Annotated in this window: 12 protein-coding genes; 6 read left to right on the top strand and 6 right to left on the bottom strand. The window is 47.4% G+C overall.

Features of this window, described 5'->3' with window-relative positions; all coding sequences use genetic code 11:
* The first annotated feature begins 29 nt into the window (after positions 1 to 29).
* Positions 30 to 425, top strand: a complete 396-nt coding sequence (locus ACQ661_RS07750) for a YbaN family protein (RefSeq protein ID WP_431668089.1) — start codon at positions 30 to 32, stop codon at positions 423 to 425.
* Here the strand turns inward: ACQ661_RS07750 and ACQ661_RS07745 are convergent.
* The 3 genes from ACQ661_RS07745 to ubiU are packed head-to-tail and all read right to left on the bottom strand — an operon-like array spanning position 422 to position 3,534.
* The gene (locus ACQ661_RS07745) at positions 422 to 1,627 is read right to left on the bottom strand and encodes an NnrS family protein (RefSeq protein ID WP_431668088.1); all 1,206 of its coding nucleotides are present in this window, start codon (positions 1,625 to 1,627) and stop codon (positions 422 to 424) included. The two genes, ACQ661_RS07750 and ACQ661_RS07745, sit on opposite strands and share 4 nt — an antisense overlap.
* Before the next feature lie 33 nt (positions 1,628 to 1,660).
* Complete coding sequence (locus tag ACQ661_RS07740; RefSeq protein WP_313932922.1) at positions 1,661 to 2,536, bottom strand: U32 family peptidase; 876 nt, start codon at positions 2,534 to 2,536, stop codon at positions 1,661 to 1,663.
* A gap of 2 nt (positions 2,537 to 2,538) precedes the next feature.
* Positions 2,539 to 3,534: a ubiquinone anaerobic biosynthesis protein UbiU gene (ubiU, locus tag ACQ661_RS07735; RefSeq protein ID WP_110076454.1), complete on the bottom strand. Its 996-nt coding sequence runs from the start codon at positions 3,532 to 3,534 to the stop codon at positions 2,539 to 2,541.
* An 87-nt stretch (positions 3,535 to 3,621) separates the two neighbouring features.
* On the opposite strand from ubiU, the gene ubiT reads away from it, so the two are divergent.
* Positions 3,622 to 4,152: a ubiquinone anaerobic biosynthesis accessory factor UbiT gene (ubiT, locus tag ACQ661_RS07730; protein WP_313932921.1), complete on the top strand. Its 531-nt coding sequence runs from the start codon at positions 3,622 to 3,624 to the stop codon at positions 4,150 to 4,152.
* 58 nt (positions 4,153 to 4,210) lie between these two features.
* Positions 4,211 to 5,590 (top strand): oxygen-independent coproporphyrinogen III oxidase, encoded by a 1,380-nt coding sequence (gene hemN, locus ACQ661_RS07725; RefSeq protein ID WP_110076456.1) that lies wholly within the window; start codon positions 4,211 to 4,213, stop codon positions 5,588 to 5,590.
* A 77-nt stretch (positions 5,591 to 5,667) separates the two neighbouring features.
* Here hemN and nrdD read toward each other — a convergent pair whose 3' ends face one another.
* Together nrdD and nrdG are read right to left on the bottom strand one after the other, a co-directional pair.
* Positions 5,668 to 7,485 (bottom strand): anaerobic ribonucleoside-triphosphate reductase, encoded by a 1,818-nt coding sequence (gene nrdD, locus ACQ661_RS07720; RefSeq protein ID WP_313932920.1) that lies wholly within the window; start codon positions 7,483 to 7,485, stop codon positions 5,668 to 5,670.
* Between the two features lie 16 nt (positions 7,486 to 7,501).
* The gene (gene nrdG, locus ACQ661_RS07715; protein WP_153826295.1) at positions 7,502 to 7,954 is read right to left on the bottom strand and encodes an anaerobic ribonucleoside-triphosphate reductase activating protein; all 453 of its coding nucleotides are present in this window, start codon (positions 7,952 to 7,954) and stop codon (positions 7,502 to 7,504) included.
* A 361-nt stretch (positions 7,955 to 8,315) separates the two neighbouring features.
* Here nrdG and ACQ661_RS07710 point away from each other — a divergent pair, with 361 nt between their 5' ends.
* Together ACQ661_RS07710 and ACQ661_RS07705 are read left to right on the top strand one after the other, a co-directional pair.
* Complete coding sequence (locus ACQ661_RS07710) at positions 8,316 to 10,580, top strand: nitric-oxide reductase large subunit (RefSeq protein WP_153826296.1); 2,265 nt, start codon at positions 8,316 to 8,318, stop codon at positions 10,578 to 10,580.
* 146 nt (positions 10,581 to 10,726) lie between these two features.
* Positions 10,727 to 12,526 (top strand): ATP-binding protein, encoded by a 1,800-nt coding sequence (locus ACQ661_RS07705; protein WP_153826320.1) that lies wholly within the window; start codon positions 10,727 to 10,729, stop codon positions 12,524 to 12,526.
* Here the strand turns inward: ACQ661_RS07705 and ACQ661_RS07700 are convergent.
* Positions 12,523 to 13,881, bottom strand: coding sequence for an MFS transporter (locus tag ACQ661_RS07700; RefSeq protein ID WP_313932919.1), 1,359 nt, complete (start codon positions 13,879 to 13,881; stop codon positions 12,523 to 12,525). The genes ACQ661_RS07705 and ACQ661_RS07700 overlap by 4 nt on opposite strands.
* A 213-nt stretch (positions 13,882 to 14,094) precedes the next feature.
* Between ACQ661_RS07700 and narL the strand changes: the two genes are divergently transcribed.
* Complete coding sequence (narL, locus tag ACQ661_RS07695) at positions 14,095 to 14,739, top strand: two-component system response regulator NarL (RefSeq protein WP_153826298.1); 645 nt, start codon at positions 14,095 to 14,097, stop codon at positions 14,737 to 14,739.
* The last annotated feature ends 130 nt before the right edge of the window (positions 14,740 to 14,869 follow it).

Below are 14,869 nucleotides of genomic sequence, written 5' to 3'. Positions count from 1 at the left end.
GCCCACTACCAAGCCATGCAAGGAGCTCTATGACGGTTGTGCTGCGGATTTTATTGTGGCGGACGCTAGCTATTATTACGCTAGCGCTGGGCATCATTGGTTTATTGTTGCCCATCATGCCAACGGTACCTTTTCTGCTGGTGGCCGCATGGGCCGGCGGCAAGGGCTGGCCGGTATTAGAAGCCAAGCTATTGGCGCATCCAACCTATGGCCCGCAAATCATTGCCTGGCGCCGCTACGGTGTCATTAAGCGTAGGCCCAAAGTGATTGCATCGGTGATGATGTCCGGGAGCGCAATCATGTTGGCATTTAGCCCAGCACCTTTATGGTTAAAAGGCTTAGTTATTGGCATTATGGCCACCGTTGCAGTATGGATGTGGCTGCGCCCAGAGCAACAGCCACCTGATTCAGGCTCCGATGCTTAACCTGGACGTCCATCTGGACGTGGCGTGGTAAGAATAGGAAAGTACACCAGGACATAAATGGCATAGGCCAACACCCAAGCAAACGCACTTAGGGCATACCAATACACGGATAACTCTGGCCATAAGCCTTGCACAAATACGCGAACCACCGCAGCTACTATCACTAACATAAAGGCTGCGCTAATGATGGGTTTGGGTTGTAGGGCACGACCACTATGGCCCAGAGAGACCCGTGCAATCATCGCTAAAATCATATTCCCCATAGCGCCAGCAGTTAATGCATGTAACGCCAAGCTGTTGGTGATAGGAAAGCCCGCATAGCGCAGCGCATATAGCGCTAAGCCAATTGGAATAAACCAGTAAGCTACATGTAGCGACCACAGTAACGGTACTTTCCAGGTGATCCAGATACGCCAGCGGGCGCAGCGAATAGCTAAAGCTAAAGCACTTGTCGCGAAGAGTAGAGCCATCACCAAGGCCGGTACCATGGCGCTGAAATTGGTAATATTCAGCACAAAAATCAACCACAAACTACCTAACCCGATGCGGTCTAACCAGACGATGGGTTCGGCTTTTGGTGTCATAGTTCCGTTGGCGGTGAACATAGGGAGTACCCGACCACCTACGATGGCCATCAGTAAAGTGACCAACCACACCGCATTTTGGCTACCTAATTGTTGAATTTCGTATTGTCCGGTCTGCAGCCCGAAGTGCATGAGCGCATTGCACAAGGTTAACAAGAAAAGCACGGGCACGAAGAATAGGTTTCGCTGCTGCTTCACCGCAATTAAGGGCACAGCCAATAAAATTGCCGCTAACGGTAAAAATAATAGATCAACCGCAGCTACCAGCCACCAAGGTAGCCAAGCCCCAACTAAAAGCCCTAACCGACCCAACACCCATACCGCAGTGAGGATGCCAAGGGCCCGTCCGTGGGTAGCGCGTAAGCCAGTCCAATTCTGTACGGCGGTCAGCAAAAAGCCCACGATGATGGCCGCCACAAAACCAAAGATCATTTCATGACTGTGCCAGAATAAGGTTTGCCCATACACGGGCAGCTCGATGACCTGAGCTAATACCAGCAGCCACAAGGTGATGGCCAAGGCACTAAAGCTCGCCCCCAATAAAAACATCGGCCGAAAAGCTTGCCGCAATAACGGCCACATTTTTTGCTCAATTTGTAAGTCAGTAATTTGAATCATGCTGTCTTCCTATATGGTTGCTAGCAACCCTAATTATGCTGTTTGCACTAACCCTGCTAATGCCATCCAATAGCCGTTACTATCGTTCGGCTCGAGGGCTTGGGGCTGTTCGCCATGCTGGTTCTGCCGAAATTTTTCTAACCAAGAAAAGGTGCCTTCTAACTGCGGACTTAAACGCACTATGTCAACTAAGCCTTGCATGCTAGGTAACTGATTTACCAAGTTATAACGAGTTCCGGATTGCGTTTGAATACCATTTAGAACAAATACTTGCTGGCCTTCTTGGCTATCGACACGACGCCCCTCTGGGTATTTAATGCAACAGAGTTCGCATTGGTCTTTGGCACGGTTTTCTGAGCGCGCCGTAAAACAGCGACCGGACCAAGCCAAAGGCATGTGCCCAAAGCTAAACACTTCAACTTCTAAGCAATCGCGCACATCTTTTACCATCGGCTGTTGCAGTAATTTCTGCAACCAGTCACGAGATAATTCAACCGGCATCACCCAACGGCTCATCCCCATCGTCATTAATTGCCGCAGCGTGTGTTGGTTGTAACAGTTGATAGCGGCTCCTGCGACAAAGGGTAGTTGGTTATCTTGCAGTAGTCGAATGGCGCCCACGTCGTTGGCTTCCACTAAAAACTCACCATTATCACAATACTTGCGTAGCTCTCGTAGCTCGGATGGTGCTTCTAACAGGGTCATGGTAGACAGCACCACCTGTTTGCCCGCCTCGCGTAATTCATGAGCGACTTGCAGCCAATCAGTAAACTTCAGTTCACGCCTTTTACTACAGACCGTCTCGCCTAAATAAACAATATCAACGGCAGATTCTGCGGCTTGCCGATAGAAGTTTTTTACCACTTGCTGCGGCCAATAGTATTGAATTGCTCCTAGAGAAAATTTCATGATTACTTCCATTTCCGGTGGTAGGCACCCAAAGTGGTTTGGCTGCCTTCAGATAAACCTGCGAGAGTCGTATTCCAGTCGGGCTGCACGGCAAAATTAGCAGGATCTGCTAGCACTTTGTCTATAGCCTGACGCCACACCCGCGTTAACTGGGCGACATAGGCTGGGCTGCGTTGCCGACCTTCAATTTTTAAACTCACAATGCCCTCTTTATGTAGCTCCGGTAACAGGCTTAACGTATTCAAGCTGGTTGGTTCTTCTAAGGCGTGATAGGTGTCTTCACCGACGGTGAAACGTCCTTTACACAACGTGGGATAGCCAGCAGTTTCATTGGGGGCAAAGGTATCAATCAGAATATTGTTTAGCCGTGACTCTAACGAGCCATCTTCGTGTTCATCCCAGCGTACGTATTTTGCCGGTGAACAAGCTCCTGCGGTGTTCGGTGATTCGCCTGTCATGTACGAGCTTAAATAACAGCGCCCTTCGGCCATAATGCACAGGCTACCAAAGGCAAAAACTTCGAGGTCAACATCGGTGGTGCGCGCTAGGGTACGTACTTGGTTCATCGAGAGCACGCGCGGCAGCACCACGCGCTTCACATGAAACTGTTGATAAAACTCTATTGCGGCCGCATTGGTGGCTGAGGCTTGTACCGAAAGGTGTAATTCAACCTGGGGATAGCGCTCCGCTGCGTAAGCTAGCACCGCAATATCCGCCAAAATGAGCACATCAGCGCCGCACTTAACCGCCATATCAACCGCTTTCCGCCAGTTTTCCCAGCTATCTGCATGCGCAAAGGTATTAATGGCAACATGCAACTTCTTGCCATGGCTATGCGCAAACCGAACGGCTTCAGTTAAACCTGCTTGGTCAAGATTTAAACCAGCAAAATGACGTGCGTTAGTTTCATCTTTTAAACCTACATATACCGCATCTGCACCATTTTCAATGGCTGCTTTCAAGGCTGGCATACTGCCGGCGGGGCAGAGTAATTCCATAATTATTGATCCCGTCCATAAACATGCATTGGTAATGAGTATTATAATCGGGTTAAATTTTTCTGGGCTGATTAATCGAGGTAATAAATGGTTATCCCTAAAGTAGTAGATCTGGCCTATCAGTGGGGCCCACACCTTTCTAAATCCTTATTGCAAGTAGCCCCGCGTGGGGTAACTCAACGCCTATTCGCGCAAGCTCTTAACCATGTTCTCAACGATGAACTGGTGGCCGATAAATTTGCTTTCTTGCGCCAGCGATGGGTTCTTATTGAGGTGCCAGACTTAGCCTTAAAGTTCAGCGTATCCCTCGCCAACCAAGGCCTACGACCACGCCTACAAGTAACTTTTGACGGCCCGCAAGCAGACGTTACCATGCGCGGCAATAGTGAGTATTTATTGCTGATGCTAAGTGGCAAAGTAGACCCGGATACCTTGTTCTTCCGACGCAAATTATTGATCAAAGGTGACACTGAATTAGGGCTTGAAGTGAAGAACTTATTGGACACCATTGAGTTGAATCAACGCCTGCCCAAGCCTATTTTTAGGTTTAATCAGGCCTTAGCCGAGCGTATTTTGCAGCAGCAAGCTTATACCCCTTCAGGCGTATCAAAATTCTGATCTGCATCAAGTATTATGAGCGACAGAATTTAACCAAGGTGTCACCAAGGGGTAACGCATGAACGCATCAGTAGCAAATATCACCTGGAGCCAAGAGCTCATTGATAAATACAACATTAACGGTCCGCGTTATACCTCGTATCCGACCGCCTTGGCGCTGCATGATAAGTTTCCGATCGGTACTTTAGAGCGCACCCTGGCTGATGCGCCAGAAAAGTTAAGCCTCTATATTCATTTACCTTTCTGTCACAAGCTTTGTTACTACTGCGGCTGCAATAAGGTGATTACTCGGCATCAGCACAAAGCCGATATCTATCTTGATTACTTAGCCGAAGAAATGGCGATGTACGCCAAGCTGTTAGGGGCTCGTAAGTTTGAGTCTGTGCATATGGGCGGTGGTACCCCAACCTTTTTAACCGAGCAACAATTGTCACGCTTAGATGATTTGCTACATCAACACTTCAGTTTCACTGACGATGCTGAGTGGAGTATCGAAATCGACCCACGCAGCTGTAGTGATGAAAAATTACGGCATTTACGAGCGCTCGGTTTTAATCGTGTAAGCTATGGGGTGCAAGACTTTGACGAAAAAGTACAGATTGCGATTAACCGTGTCCAAGATACCGATCTCATCCGACATCAAGTAGAGCTGTCCAAAGAATTGGGCTTTAAGTCGATCAACCTAGACCTAATCTACGGTTTACCTTACCAGCGTCCAGAAACCTTTAAAGCCTCAATTGATCAAGTGATTGCCTTGGCTCCCGACCGGGTATCGTTATTTAGCTACGCTCATTTGCCGGCACGTTTTGCTGGTCAAGCAAAAATCCCAACTGAGAGCTTACCTAAGCCATCGATTAAGTTAGAACTGTTGCAGCTTGGGATTACTCGTTTTAACGCTGCCGGTTATCAGTTTATTGGTATGGACCACTTTGCAAAAACATCTGATGAACTTGCTATTGCTCAGCAACAAGGGCGCTTACAGCGTAACTTCCAAGGCTACACCACCAGCGGCCAGGATGCTTTGTTGGGGATTGGAGCTTCTTCCATTAGCCAAATTGATGGGGTGCTTTGGCAAAACAGCAAAGAACTACCTGACTATTACAAGCACCTGAAGGCACAACGCCTACCGGTTATTAAAGGATTTGAACTGAACGCAGATGACCGCTTGCGCGCCGCACTTATTTCGCAAGTTATCTGCCACTTTGAATTGGATATTGCTGCGTTTGCACAGGCTTGGCAGTTGACTGATTTTTGGACTTACTTTGCCAATGCTAAACAGAAATTAGCCCCCTTTATTGAGGATGGGCTGGTGACCATTGATGACTCGCAATTACGTGTTACTGAATTGGGTCGCTTATGGGTACGGAGTATTTGTGCCTGCTTTGACGCCTACTTAGACGATGCAGCTACGGCTCCACGCTACTCTAAAGTCGTTTAACTAAGAAGAGGCTCTCGATAGGTGCTGCCATAGTCTAGCTATGGCAGCATCATTTGTGCTGGCCTGACCATCCCAAGCTAGCCAGCTTGGGATGTTGCCGCCTCTACCGCCCGCTGCGGCTGGCGATGATAATGGCGGGCGGCATGTTCTTGCCGACGCCCAGCACTAAATGCCGACACTCGTTTTAAATAGCCAATCACCCGCGTACCATAATCAATATCGTCAGAGCCGCAACTTGAGCAGTTATGCAGGGTGCGCTTATCAATATGTTCACAGTCATTACAAATGGTAATCTTCACATTGATACAGAAATAATTGCAGCCAGTTTTAGCAGCAATATTTAACAGTGATAAATAGCCATCCTCGTTAAGTTTTTCATCTAGGTTAAGATGTAGAGCCGAGCCACCATCTAAAAACTCTATTAATTCATGACCATGTAAGGTGAACTTATCAATTGCATTGGTTTGTTCATCCTCTACCACGTAAAAGTAGGAGTTGTAGCAATCACGCGGCACAACATAGCCATCGGCGCGGTCCCACTTCGCATTTTTGACACCAAGGTTTTCTGCCGGCACAAACTCGGTATTAAACATATAGCCATATTCTTGTTTGGCTTTTTTATTAGCATCGTAAATAACCTTTAAGTGGCGCTGCACAAATTCAATGTACTCAGGATTATTACTGGCCGTTAAACCTTGCGATTCCGCCGCCTCTACCATGCCATTGATACCAATAGTTAAGAACTGCTTATCCAGGGTAATAAAACCAGCATCGTAAACCGTGAGTAAACCGGCTGCTTGGTAATCTTCCATGAGCAGCCGATAGGCCACTTGGTATTTTTGAATTTTCTCAATTTCCTCACCCAAGTCGCGTCCATCTTGCACTAACCGATTCATATTAATGGTGATCACATTAATGGATCCGGTCGCGACGCCACCAGCACCAAGGGTGTAAGAAAAGGTATTATCACTAATTTCAGAGCGTAAACGACAGCAAGAAGCTAACGAATCGGCATTGGGTGACAGATACACGAAGAATGAGTTACCGACAGATAATTCATGGGCAATATGCTGAGCAAATTGCTGATCTTTGCACTGACCATTTTCGGTCAGCATAGCCACGGTAACGACCGGGAAAGTGAGTATGGTTTTCTTCCGTTCTTCATTAAACCAATGTAAGAAAAAGTCCTGAAGCTGGCTCACCGATTGCCATGATGATTTGCTGAAATCGGCGGGAAAGACAAAGTCACCAAACATACTTTCAAAATAATGCTGGTCATAGACTGAGATATTCCAGAAGACACTTTGATAACCGCGCGCTGCCGCGGGCTGATTGAGGGCATACACGACGTGCTGTAAGTGGTTTTCAATCTGATGGCGATGTGTTTCTAGGTAGTTATCACCGTAATCTTTACGAGCAAAATAATCAAAGTAAGCCAAAAATTCGACGGTGGCGACGGCCCCGGCAAACTGTGAGCTCACCGCAAAGACGAAGTTCACGAAAGTGCCACAAAAGCTTTCTAGGTGTTTTGGTGCTTTTGATTCGCCGCCCAACTTAGTGAGCCCATCACGTAAAAACGGATACATGGTAACCGACACACAGTAAGGCTTTAAGCTAGTTTCATCATGCACATAAATCTCATGATCTTCTATTTGACGAATATACTCCTGCGCCAACGGCGGGCCAAACAACTCTGCAATTTTATTGCTGACTTGCTTGCGGTTCACTTGAACAAAAAAATCCTTCATGATTTCTGACTCTAGCGTCGCAATATTCTTTTGCGTCACGTTCGCATTAGCATCCATTTTTGAGCCATCAGCGGCATTTTCGGCATGGAGATATTGCTGAATAAAGTCAACTTTGGCGTCTACTTGATCGGGGTATAAGCGCAACATAGGTATGCTCCTTGTTTTAATCAGTGCTTAAAAAGCGCACGTTTAGTAGTTGTTGATTGCGTAAATCAATAAACTTCTGATTTGTGTTTGGACTATCTAGGCCACCAAGCTCAGCTATCCAAGGGCCCGTTTTTAAATAGGTGAGCTGTTCGCGGAGTGCAGGCAGCACCTGCTCATAACCGGTATACAGACAGGTTTCTAGCCCCTGCTCACGAGCTAATTTAAGTAAGTGCAGTAATTGCTCTGGGTACCATTCACCCCCTAAAAACAACACGCAGGTGATGAGGCCCCGATATTGCTGCAGCCGCTTCGTAAAATACTCTGGGGTTAATTCCACTCCGCTATGAGCGGGCCAGCTATCAACGCTATGACAGCCTTTACAACCCACAGGGCAGCCGGTGATGGTATAAGCCAACGAGACTTCGCCGGGCACCTCCTGAAAGGCTATTTGCTCTGAACAGTAGCGCATTAAAACCCCACATATTGTGCTTGATTGCTTATTTGCATCTATATATTGTGTTAAAGCCTAGACGATCACCTAGATATTGTGTTGATCCGGATCAATAAATAAGCAGCCTGAAAAACTCTGAACGCCGCTTGGCCAAGCTAGCCAAAACATGCTGGTGGGTAAAAATAACCCTACGGGTTACTAGCACCCTCAAAAAGTGCGGTTATATCTACCCTAAAAACAAACAAAAACCAATAAAATCAGATGGATAAAAGTTGGCACGAGACTTGCTATAAGGAAAGGGTACTCATCTATGAATGCGTGCGAAATGCAATAAAGGGAGACTCTCGCATGAATCAACAACAACAACCGGAGGTGCCATATGGCCGGTTATAAGAAACTTTGGTGGATACTCATCGGCATCCTAGCGATTACCTTTGGTATCTTGGGTTATTTTGGTAAAGAGGTATACCGCGAAGCACCGCCTATTCCAGCGCAGTACGTGACGGAATCGGGACAAGTGTTAATGACTGAAGAGAGTATTCTCGATGGTCAAACCGCTTGGCAATCCATCGGTGGTATGCAATTAGGCTCGATCTGGGGCCATGGTGCTTATCAAGCACCCGATTGGACTGCAGACTGGTTACACCGTGAGCTCGTAGCTTGGTTAGAAATTGTAGCGCAACGTGATTACGGCATGAGCTACGATAGCTTGAGCCCAGCTGAGCAAAATGCTCTGCAATTTGCGTTAAAACAGGAATATCGTACCAACACCTACGATGCTGCAACTGATACGGTGCTACTAAGTGAGACTCGAGTAGCAGCCATCAATGACGTAGCGGATTATTATATTCGCTTATTCAGCGATGCTCCTGAGCTACAAAGCACGCGCGAAAGCTATGCAATGAAAGAGAACACCTTGCCGAGCCTTGAGCGACGCGAGCGTATGACTGAGTTCTTTTTCTGGACTGCTTGGTCAGCCGCTACTGAACGCCCTGATAGCAATGTCACCTACACCAATAACTGGCCGCATGAGCCGCTTATTGATAATAAGCCAAGTGCTGAGAATATCATTTGGTCTATTATTAGTGTGATTTTACTGATTGCTGGTATCGGTGCTTTGATTTGGGGTTGGGCTTTCTTGCGCGACCACGATGAAGAAGAAATTGAGATTCCTAAGCAAGATCCAATCACTACCTTCAAACTTACACCATCACAAAAAGCACTAGGTAAATATTGCTTTATCGTCGTGGCGTTGTTTGCTTTACAAGTTTTGTTAGGTGGCTTTACTGCTCACTACACTGTAGAAGGTCAAGAATTCTATGGTATTAACGTGTCTGAGTGGTTGCCCTACTCGCTAGTGCGTACTTGGCACTTACAAGCGGCCATGTTCTGGATTGCTACTGGCTTCTTAGCTGCTGGCTTATTCTTAGCACCTATCATTAATGGTGGTAAAGATCCTAAGTATCAAAAACTAGGAGTCGACCTACTATTTTGGGCGTTAGTTGTAGTGGTTGCTGGTACCTTTATTGGTAACTTCCTCTCTATTGCTCAAATTATGCCTGAGCACTTAAGCTTCTGGTGGGGTCACCAAGGTTATGAATACGTCGACCTCGGTCGTGCATGGCAGATTGGTAAGTTCTTAGGTATCGTGTTCTGGTTAGTGTTGATGATGCGCGGTGTCTTCCACGCTCTTCGTCAACCAGGCGACAAGAACTTATTAGCACTACTCACCGCATCTGTTGTTGCTATTGGCCTGTTCTACGGTGCTGGCTTCTTCTATGGCGAACGTACTCACTTATCAGTGATGGAATACTGGCGCTGGTGGATCGTGCACTTGTGGGTAGAAGGCTTCTTTGAAGTATTTGCCACCGCTGCCCTAGCCTTTATTTTCCATAGCATGGGCTTGGTTTCTAGAAAAATGGCTACTACGGCCACCTTAGCGTCAGCATCGTTGTTTATGCTTGGCGGCGTACCTGGTACTTTCCACCACTTGTACTTTGCCGGTACCACCACTCCCGTGATGGCCGTTGGTGCAACTTTCTCTGCGCTAGAAGTCGTTCCCTTGATTGTCTTGGGCTACGAAGCTTGGGAAAACTGGAGCTTGCAACGCAAAGCTGAGTGGATGCAACGCATTAAATGGCCACTCATGTGCTTTGTTGCGGTAGCCTTCTGGAACATGTTAGGTGCTGGCGTGTTAGGTTTCATGATTAACCCACCTATCTCGCTGTACTATATTCAAGGTTTGAACACCACACCAACTCACGCTCACGCGGCCTTGTTTGGGGTGTATGGCTTCTTAGCGCTAGGTTTTGTCTTACTCATCTTGCGCTACATTCGTCCAAACCTGCAATTTAACGATAAACTGATGACCACTGCATTCTGGTGGATGAACATTGGCCTTGGCATGATGCTATTTACTAGCTTGCTGCCAGTTGGCTTCATCCAGTTCTATGCATCAGCGTCTGAAGGTTTATGGTATGCACGTAGCGAAGCCTTTATGCAACAACCGTTGCTAGAGGGTCTACGTTGGGTGCGCACTGTTGGCGACGTGGTCTTTATCGTCGGTGCTTTTGCTATCAGCTGGCAAGTGGTGTATGGCTTGTGGTTTGATAAAAGCTCACGTGAACAACAGCATATAGCTTAATCACAGCCTGAAATTAAAGGTGAAGTTAAAGGCGGTGGCACTTAGGTGCTGCCGCTTTTTTTACGGTTGATTGTTGTTCAGTTGCTATCCGAGGTACACTAACGCATCTGTTTAAATCAACCCAAGAGTTTGACTCCTAATTGTCTATGCCTAATTCATCTATTGTGACACGCATTGGTTTTGCTTTGAGTTTTATGGTGGCGCTTACCGTAGTCACGCTGTTGGCTTCGTATTGGCTCTCAGAAAAAGCAGATCAAGATGCCTTAGCCATAAATATTGCAGGCTCACTGCGCTACCAAGCGTATCAATACAGCTGGCATCAATTACATGATGCTGATAGTGCTGCAGCAGCAGCCATGCAAGCCGAATTTGAACAAAGTTGGCATCATCAAGTCTTTAACCGTTTTAGCCATAGTGAGTCTGATTTAGCAACCTTATATACGCAAACTCGAACCAGTTGGCAGCAATTCCAGCAGCAAATAGCCGATGGCGTGGTCACCAGTGCTAATTTACAACAACAGATTTTGCCGCAAATAGACCAAATTAATCGCTTTGTTACCGCCATTCAACAAGATGCCGAGCAGCGCATACGTTCCATTCGATTAATTCAGGTGCTCTCGTTGTTTTCTAGCATTGGTTTAGCGCTGGTTATTTTCTATTGGTTACGCACCCGCGTTAAGTACCCATTAGAGGTTTTAACTCTCGCCGCCAAAAGAATTGGTCAGGGCGACTTTACCGCCCGTGTGAATCATCCCATGCGTGATGAGCTAGGTGTGCTCTCGGGCACCTTGAATAAAATGAACGAAGCTGTGGGTTACATGTATGGCAATCTTGAAAAACGCGTCGATGAACAAACCCGAGCCATTTCTCAAAGCAATGTGCGCTTGCAGTTTTTGTACGACACCGCGCGAATGATCATCGAGCATTCACCTGGTTATCACGACTTTACCACCATTGTTGAAGGGTTAAAGCGCGCCTCTGAGGTTGAAGACCTCGAGCTTTGCTTAATTACCGAGGCAGGCAATAAACCCTATTTACAGGTGCAGCCTATTGGCGCCCCAGAAGATCCTTGCGAAGGGGTTGATTGTAGCCAGTGTGTGAATGCTGGGGCCGGAGTGAGTATCCAGAACAACCAGCGCATTTATCGCTTTAGCATTGAGCGCGAACAACAAAATTACGGGGTCTTGGTAGCTCGTTGTAGCCTTAGCGAGCAACTCAACGATTGGCAACAACAGTTGCTACAGTCAGTTGCCGACCAACTGGCCATTGCCCTAAGCCTGAAACAAGAAGAAGAGCAAGTACGGCGCCTAGCTCTTATTCAAGAGCGTACGGTGATTGCGCGTGAGCTGCACGACTCTCTTGCGCAGGCTTTGTCCTACTTGAAGATTCAGGTGACACGCCTCAACAAAGCCATTGAGAAAGATAATAAAGAAGTGATTGATGATGTTGCAGAAGAGCTTAAACAAGGGCTTAATGCCGCTTATCGGCAGTTACGCGAATTGCTTACCACTTTCCGCCTCAAAGTAGATGGTGCGGGGCTGTTGCACGCCCTGCAAACAACTATCAATCAATTTAGTGAGCAGTCTGATCTGTCCTTCAGGCTGAACTATCAGTTAGAGAATACCCCCTTGGTACCGCATGAAGAAATTCATTTGCTGCAAATTATCCGTGAAGCCTGTCAGAACGCCATTCACCACAGCCAAGGCACAGATGTGGTGGTACAGCTAAGCCAGCACGATCAGCGAATTGAATTAAGCATTGAAGATAATGGTGTAGGTATTCCCGATCAGGCCGAAAAAATGAATCATTACGGGCTTGCTATCATGCAAGAGCGTAGCCGTCATCTAGGTGGCACCATTGAAATAAAACGCCGTTCTGAAGGTGGCACAGGAGTCTATTTTAGTTTTGTGCCGCAGTACCTGTTAGAGCGTGAAGCGACTGTTTAAGGGTTATAAAACTCGCTACGCCGGCGCAGATACACCCAGCTAACTAGTGCCGCACACAGCACGTAAAAAAGTGCAAAGGCCACCAGCGTATTGGCGCCATGGGCTTGGCTCACATTGATATACCACAGGGCTGGTATGTAGATAGCGCCAGCAGTTGCCACGGCTGTAAGCCAACGCAATGCTAATGGTAACTGCTCTAATGGCAGCACCACACTGGCAGTTTTAAAGACCGCACTACTAGCCGTTCCGGCCGCAATAAAAATCACCAAAAAGACCAGCAGGTAGGGTAAGAACCACTCTTCAGGAACCCTACTTTGCAGGGCTGCTGCGGTCATGTAAGCGGCACTCAAGCAAGCCATAGCCATCACTAAAGCACACACCACCAAGACTTTGGCGCCACCGTACTGGTCAGCCAGCCAGCCACCAAAAGGTCGGGCCAGCACTCCTAAGAGTGGCCCAATCCAAGCATACGTTAGGGCACTTGGTGTGTAGTTAGCACTAAAGGTTTCAAGGCTTAAGGGTAGTGTCATCGCAAAGCCAATAAAGGAACCAAAGGCCATCACGTAGAATAAAGTCATCAACCAAGTGTGGCGGTTCTTTAGAATGCGCCCTAGCATCGGCGGTTGGGTGTTGGTAACAACAGGCTCAGCGCTGGGGGGATGCCCTGAGGGGCTAGGCATAGCCTGAGCTCCTCGAGCACGGCGCTGCCCTAACGAATACAGGCTTGTTGCAATCACTGCCACCATCAATAACCAGCCCGTGTTGGCAAGCCATAGGGGCGTACTCGGCGGTAACACCCCGACAATATCACCACTTGTTTGATGAGTTAACCAAGGAGAAGCCGCCCAATCACCTAGCCAGTTGATACCGCTAAGCAACGGTAGTAGGGTTTGTGCCAACACAATCCCGACCCCACCGATCCCTGCGTTAACCGCTAGCACCCAGCCAAGTGAGCTCTTCTCAATCCGTGCACCTGCAGCAGGTTGTAAGGCAATAAATTGGGCGCCACCTAAGCCAGAAAGAAAGGCCAACACATACAGTTGCTCAATCGCAATCTCCTCCACACTTAGCTGCCACGTAAGTCCAATTGCCGGTATCAATAACAGTACTGAACCTACTTGAATAAAGCGCTTATGCATACTGCGCTCACCCAGCCATAAAAAAACAAACTGAAACACACAAGCACCGCTCCCGGCTGCTGCCAGCAAACTGTATAGCTGTGCATAGCTCAAATGAACCGTTACTGCATGGAGCTGCACCACCAAGACACTCCAACTTAGCCACAAGGTCATCCCCACAATCAGATTGATTGCGGTGAGTTTGTCGATGGTTGGCGAAAGTCGAATGGTGTTCACATGTTACTCCTCAGCTATGCTAGTAACTATGCGTGAGCACCGCCAAATAAACAATTTAGCGAGGGGGATAAATAGCAATGCAAAAGAGGCAGTTAAAACTACCCCCAAAGGGTTAATAAGGTGCTAAGCTTTGGCTAACGGGGCTACATTGTGCAAAAATACCCCCTATAAAATATTGACGCTTATCATCATAAGACATTAAAGGAGCAACTCATGTCTGATACTCCAGCTAGCATTATGCTTGTGGACGATCACCCACTTTTGCGTAAAGGGCTCAAACAACTGATTTCGCTTGAAGACGGCTTAGAGGTTGTAGCTGAATGTAGCAGCGGTGCAGAAGCACTAGAGTTAGCCGAAGAAATTGATCCGGATTTGATTATCCTTGATTTGAACATGCAAGGTATGGATGGATTAGAAACCCTTAAGCGGATGCGCGACAACGGGGTGACCTCTCGGATCGTCATGCTCACCGTGTCTGATGCCGATGAAGATGTCGTTACGGCGATAACTAACGGGGCCGATGGCTACCTATTAAAAGATATGGACCCGGAGTTATTATTAGAACAAATTCAACGCGCTATTGAAGGCAAAATGGTGCTTAGTGAGTCTATTACCGAAGTTTTAGCAACCGCCTTGCGACGTCCCTCAGCACCTTCTGCGAGCAAGTACGATAGCCTCACCAATCGCGAACAAGAAATTTTAAAACTCATCGCTAAAGGCATGAGCAACAAGGTGATTGCTCGTGAGTTAGATATTTCTGACGGTACCGTTAAAGTACACGTGAAGCACTTGCTGAAAAAGCTAGGTTTACGGTCGCGGGTAGAAGCGGCAGTGTGGATGGTAAACCACGACGCTTAAGCTAGTTAGAACCTGAGCAAACTCCAGCAAAGATTGATGCCGATCAAGTTTTGTCTGGGGTTTTATTTGTAACATGAGCGGCTGCGCACCGTAGCCTCTTAATAACCCATCTAAGCTCTCGCTTAGATGC

The organism is Pseudidiomarina sp. WS423, from assembly GCF_050750165.1.
Classification (GTDB): domain Bacteria; phylum Pseudomonadota; class Gammaproteobacteria; order Enterobacterales; family Alteromonadaceae; genus Pseudidiomarina; species Pseudidiomarina fusca.
Note: the sequence above shows the minus strand (reverse complement) of the source record. Positions and strands in the feature narration are given on the sequence as shown.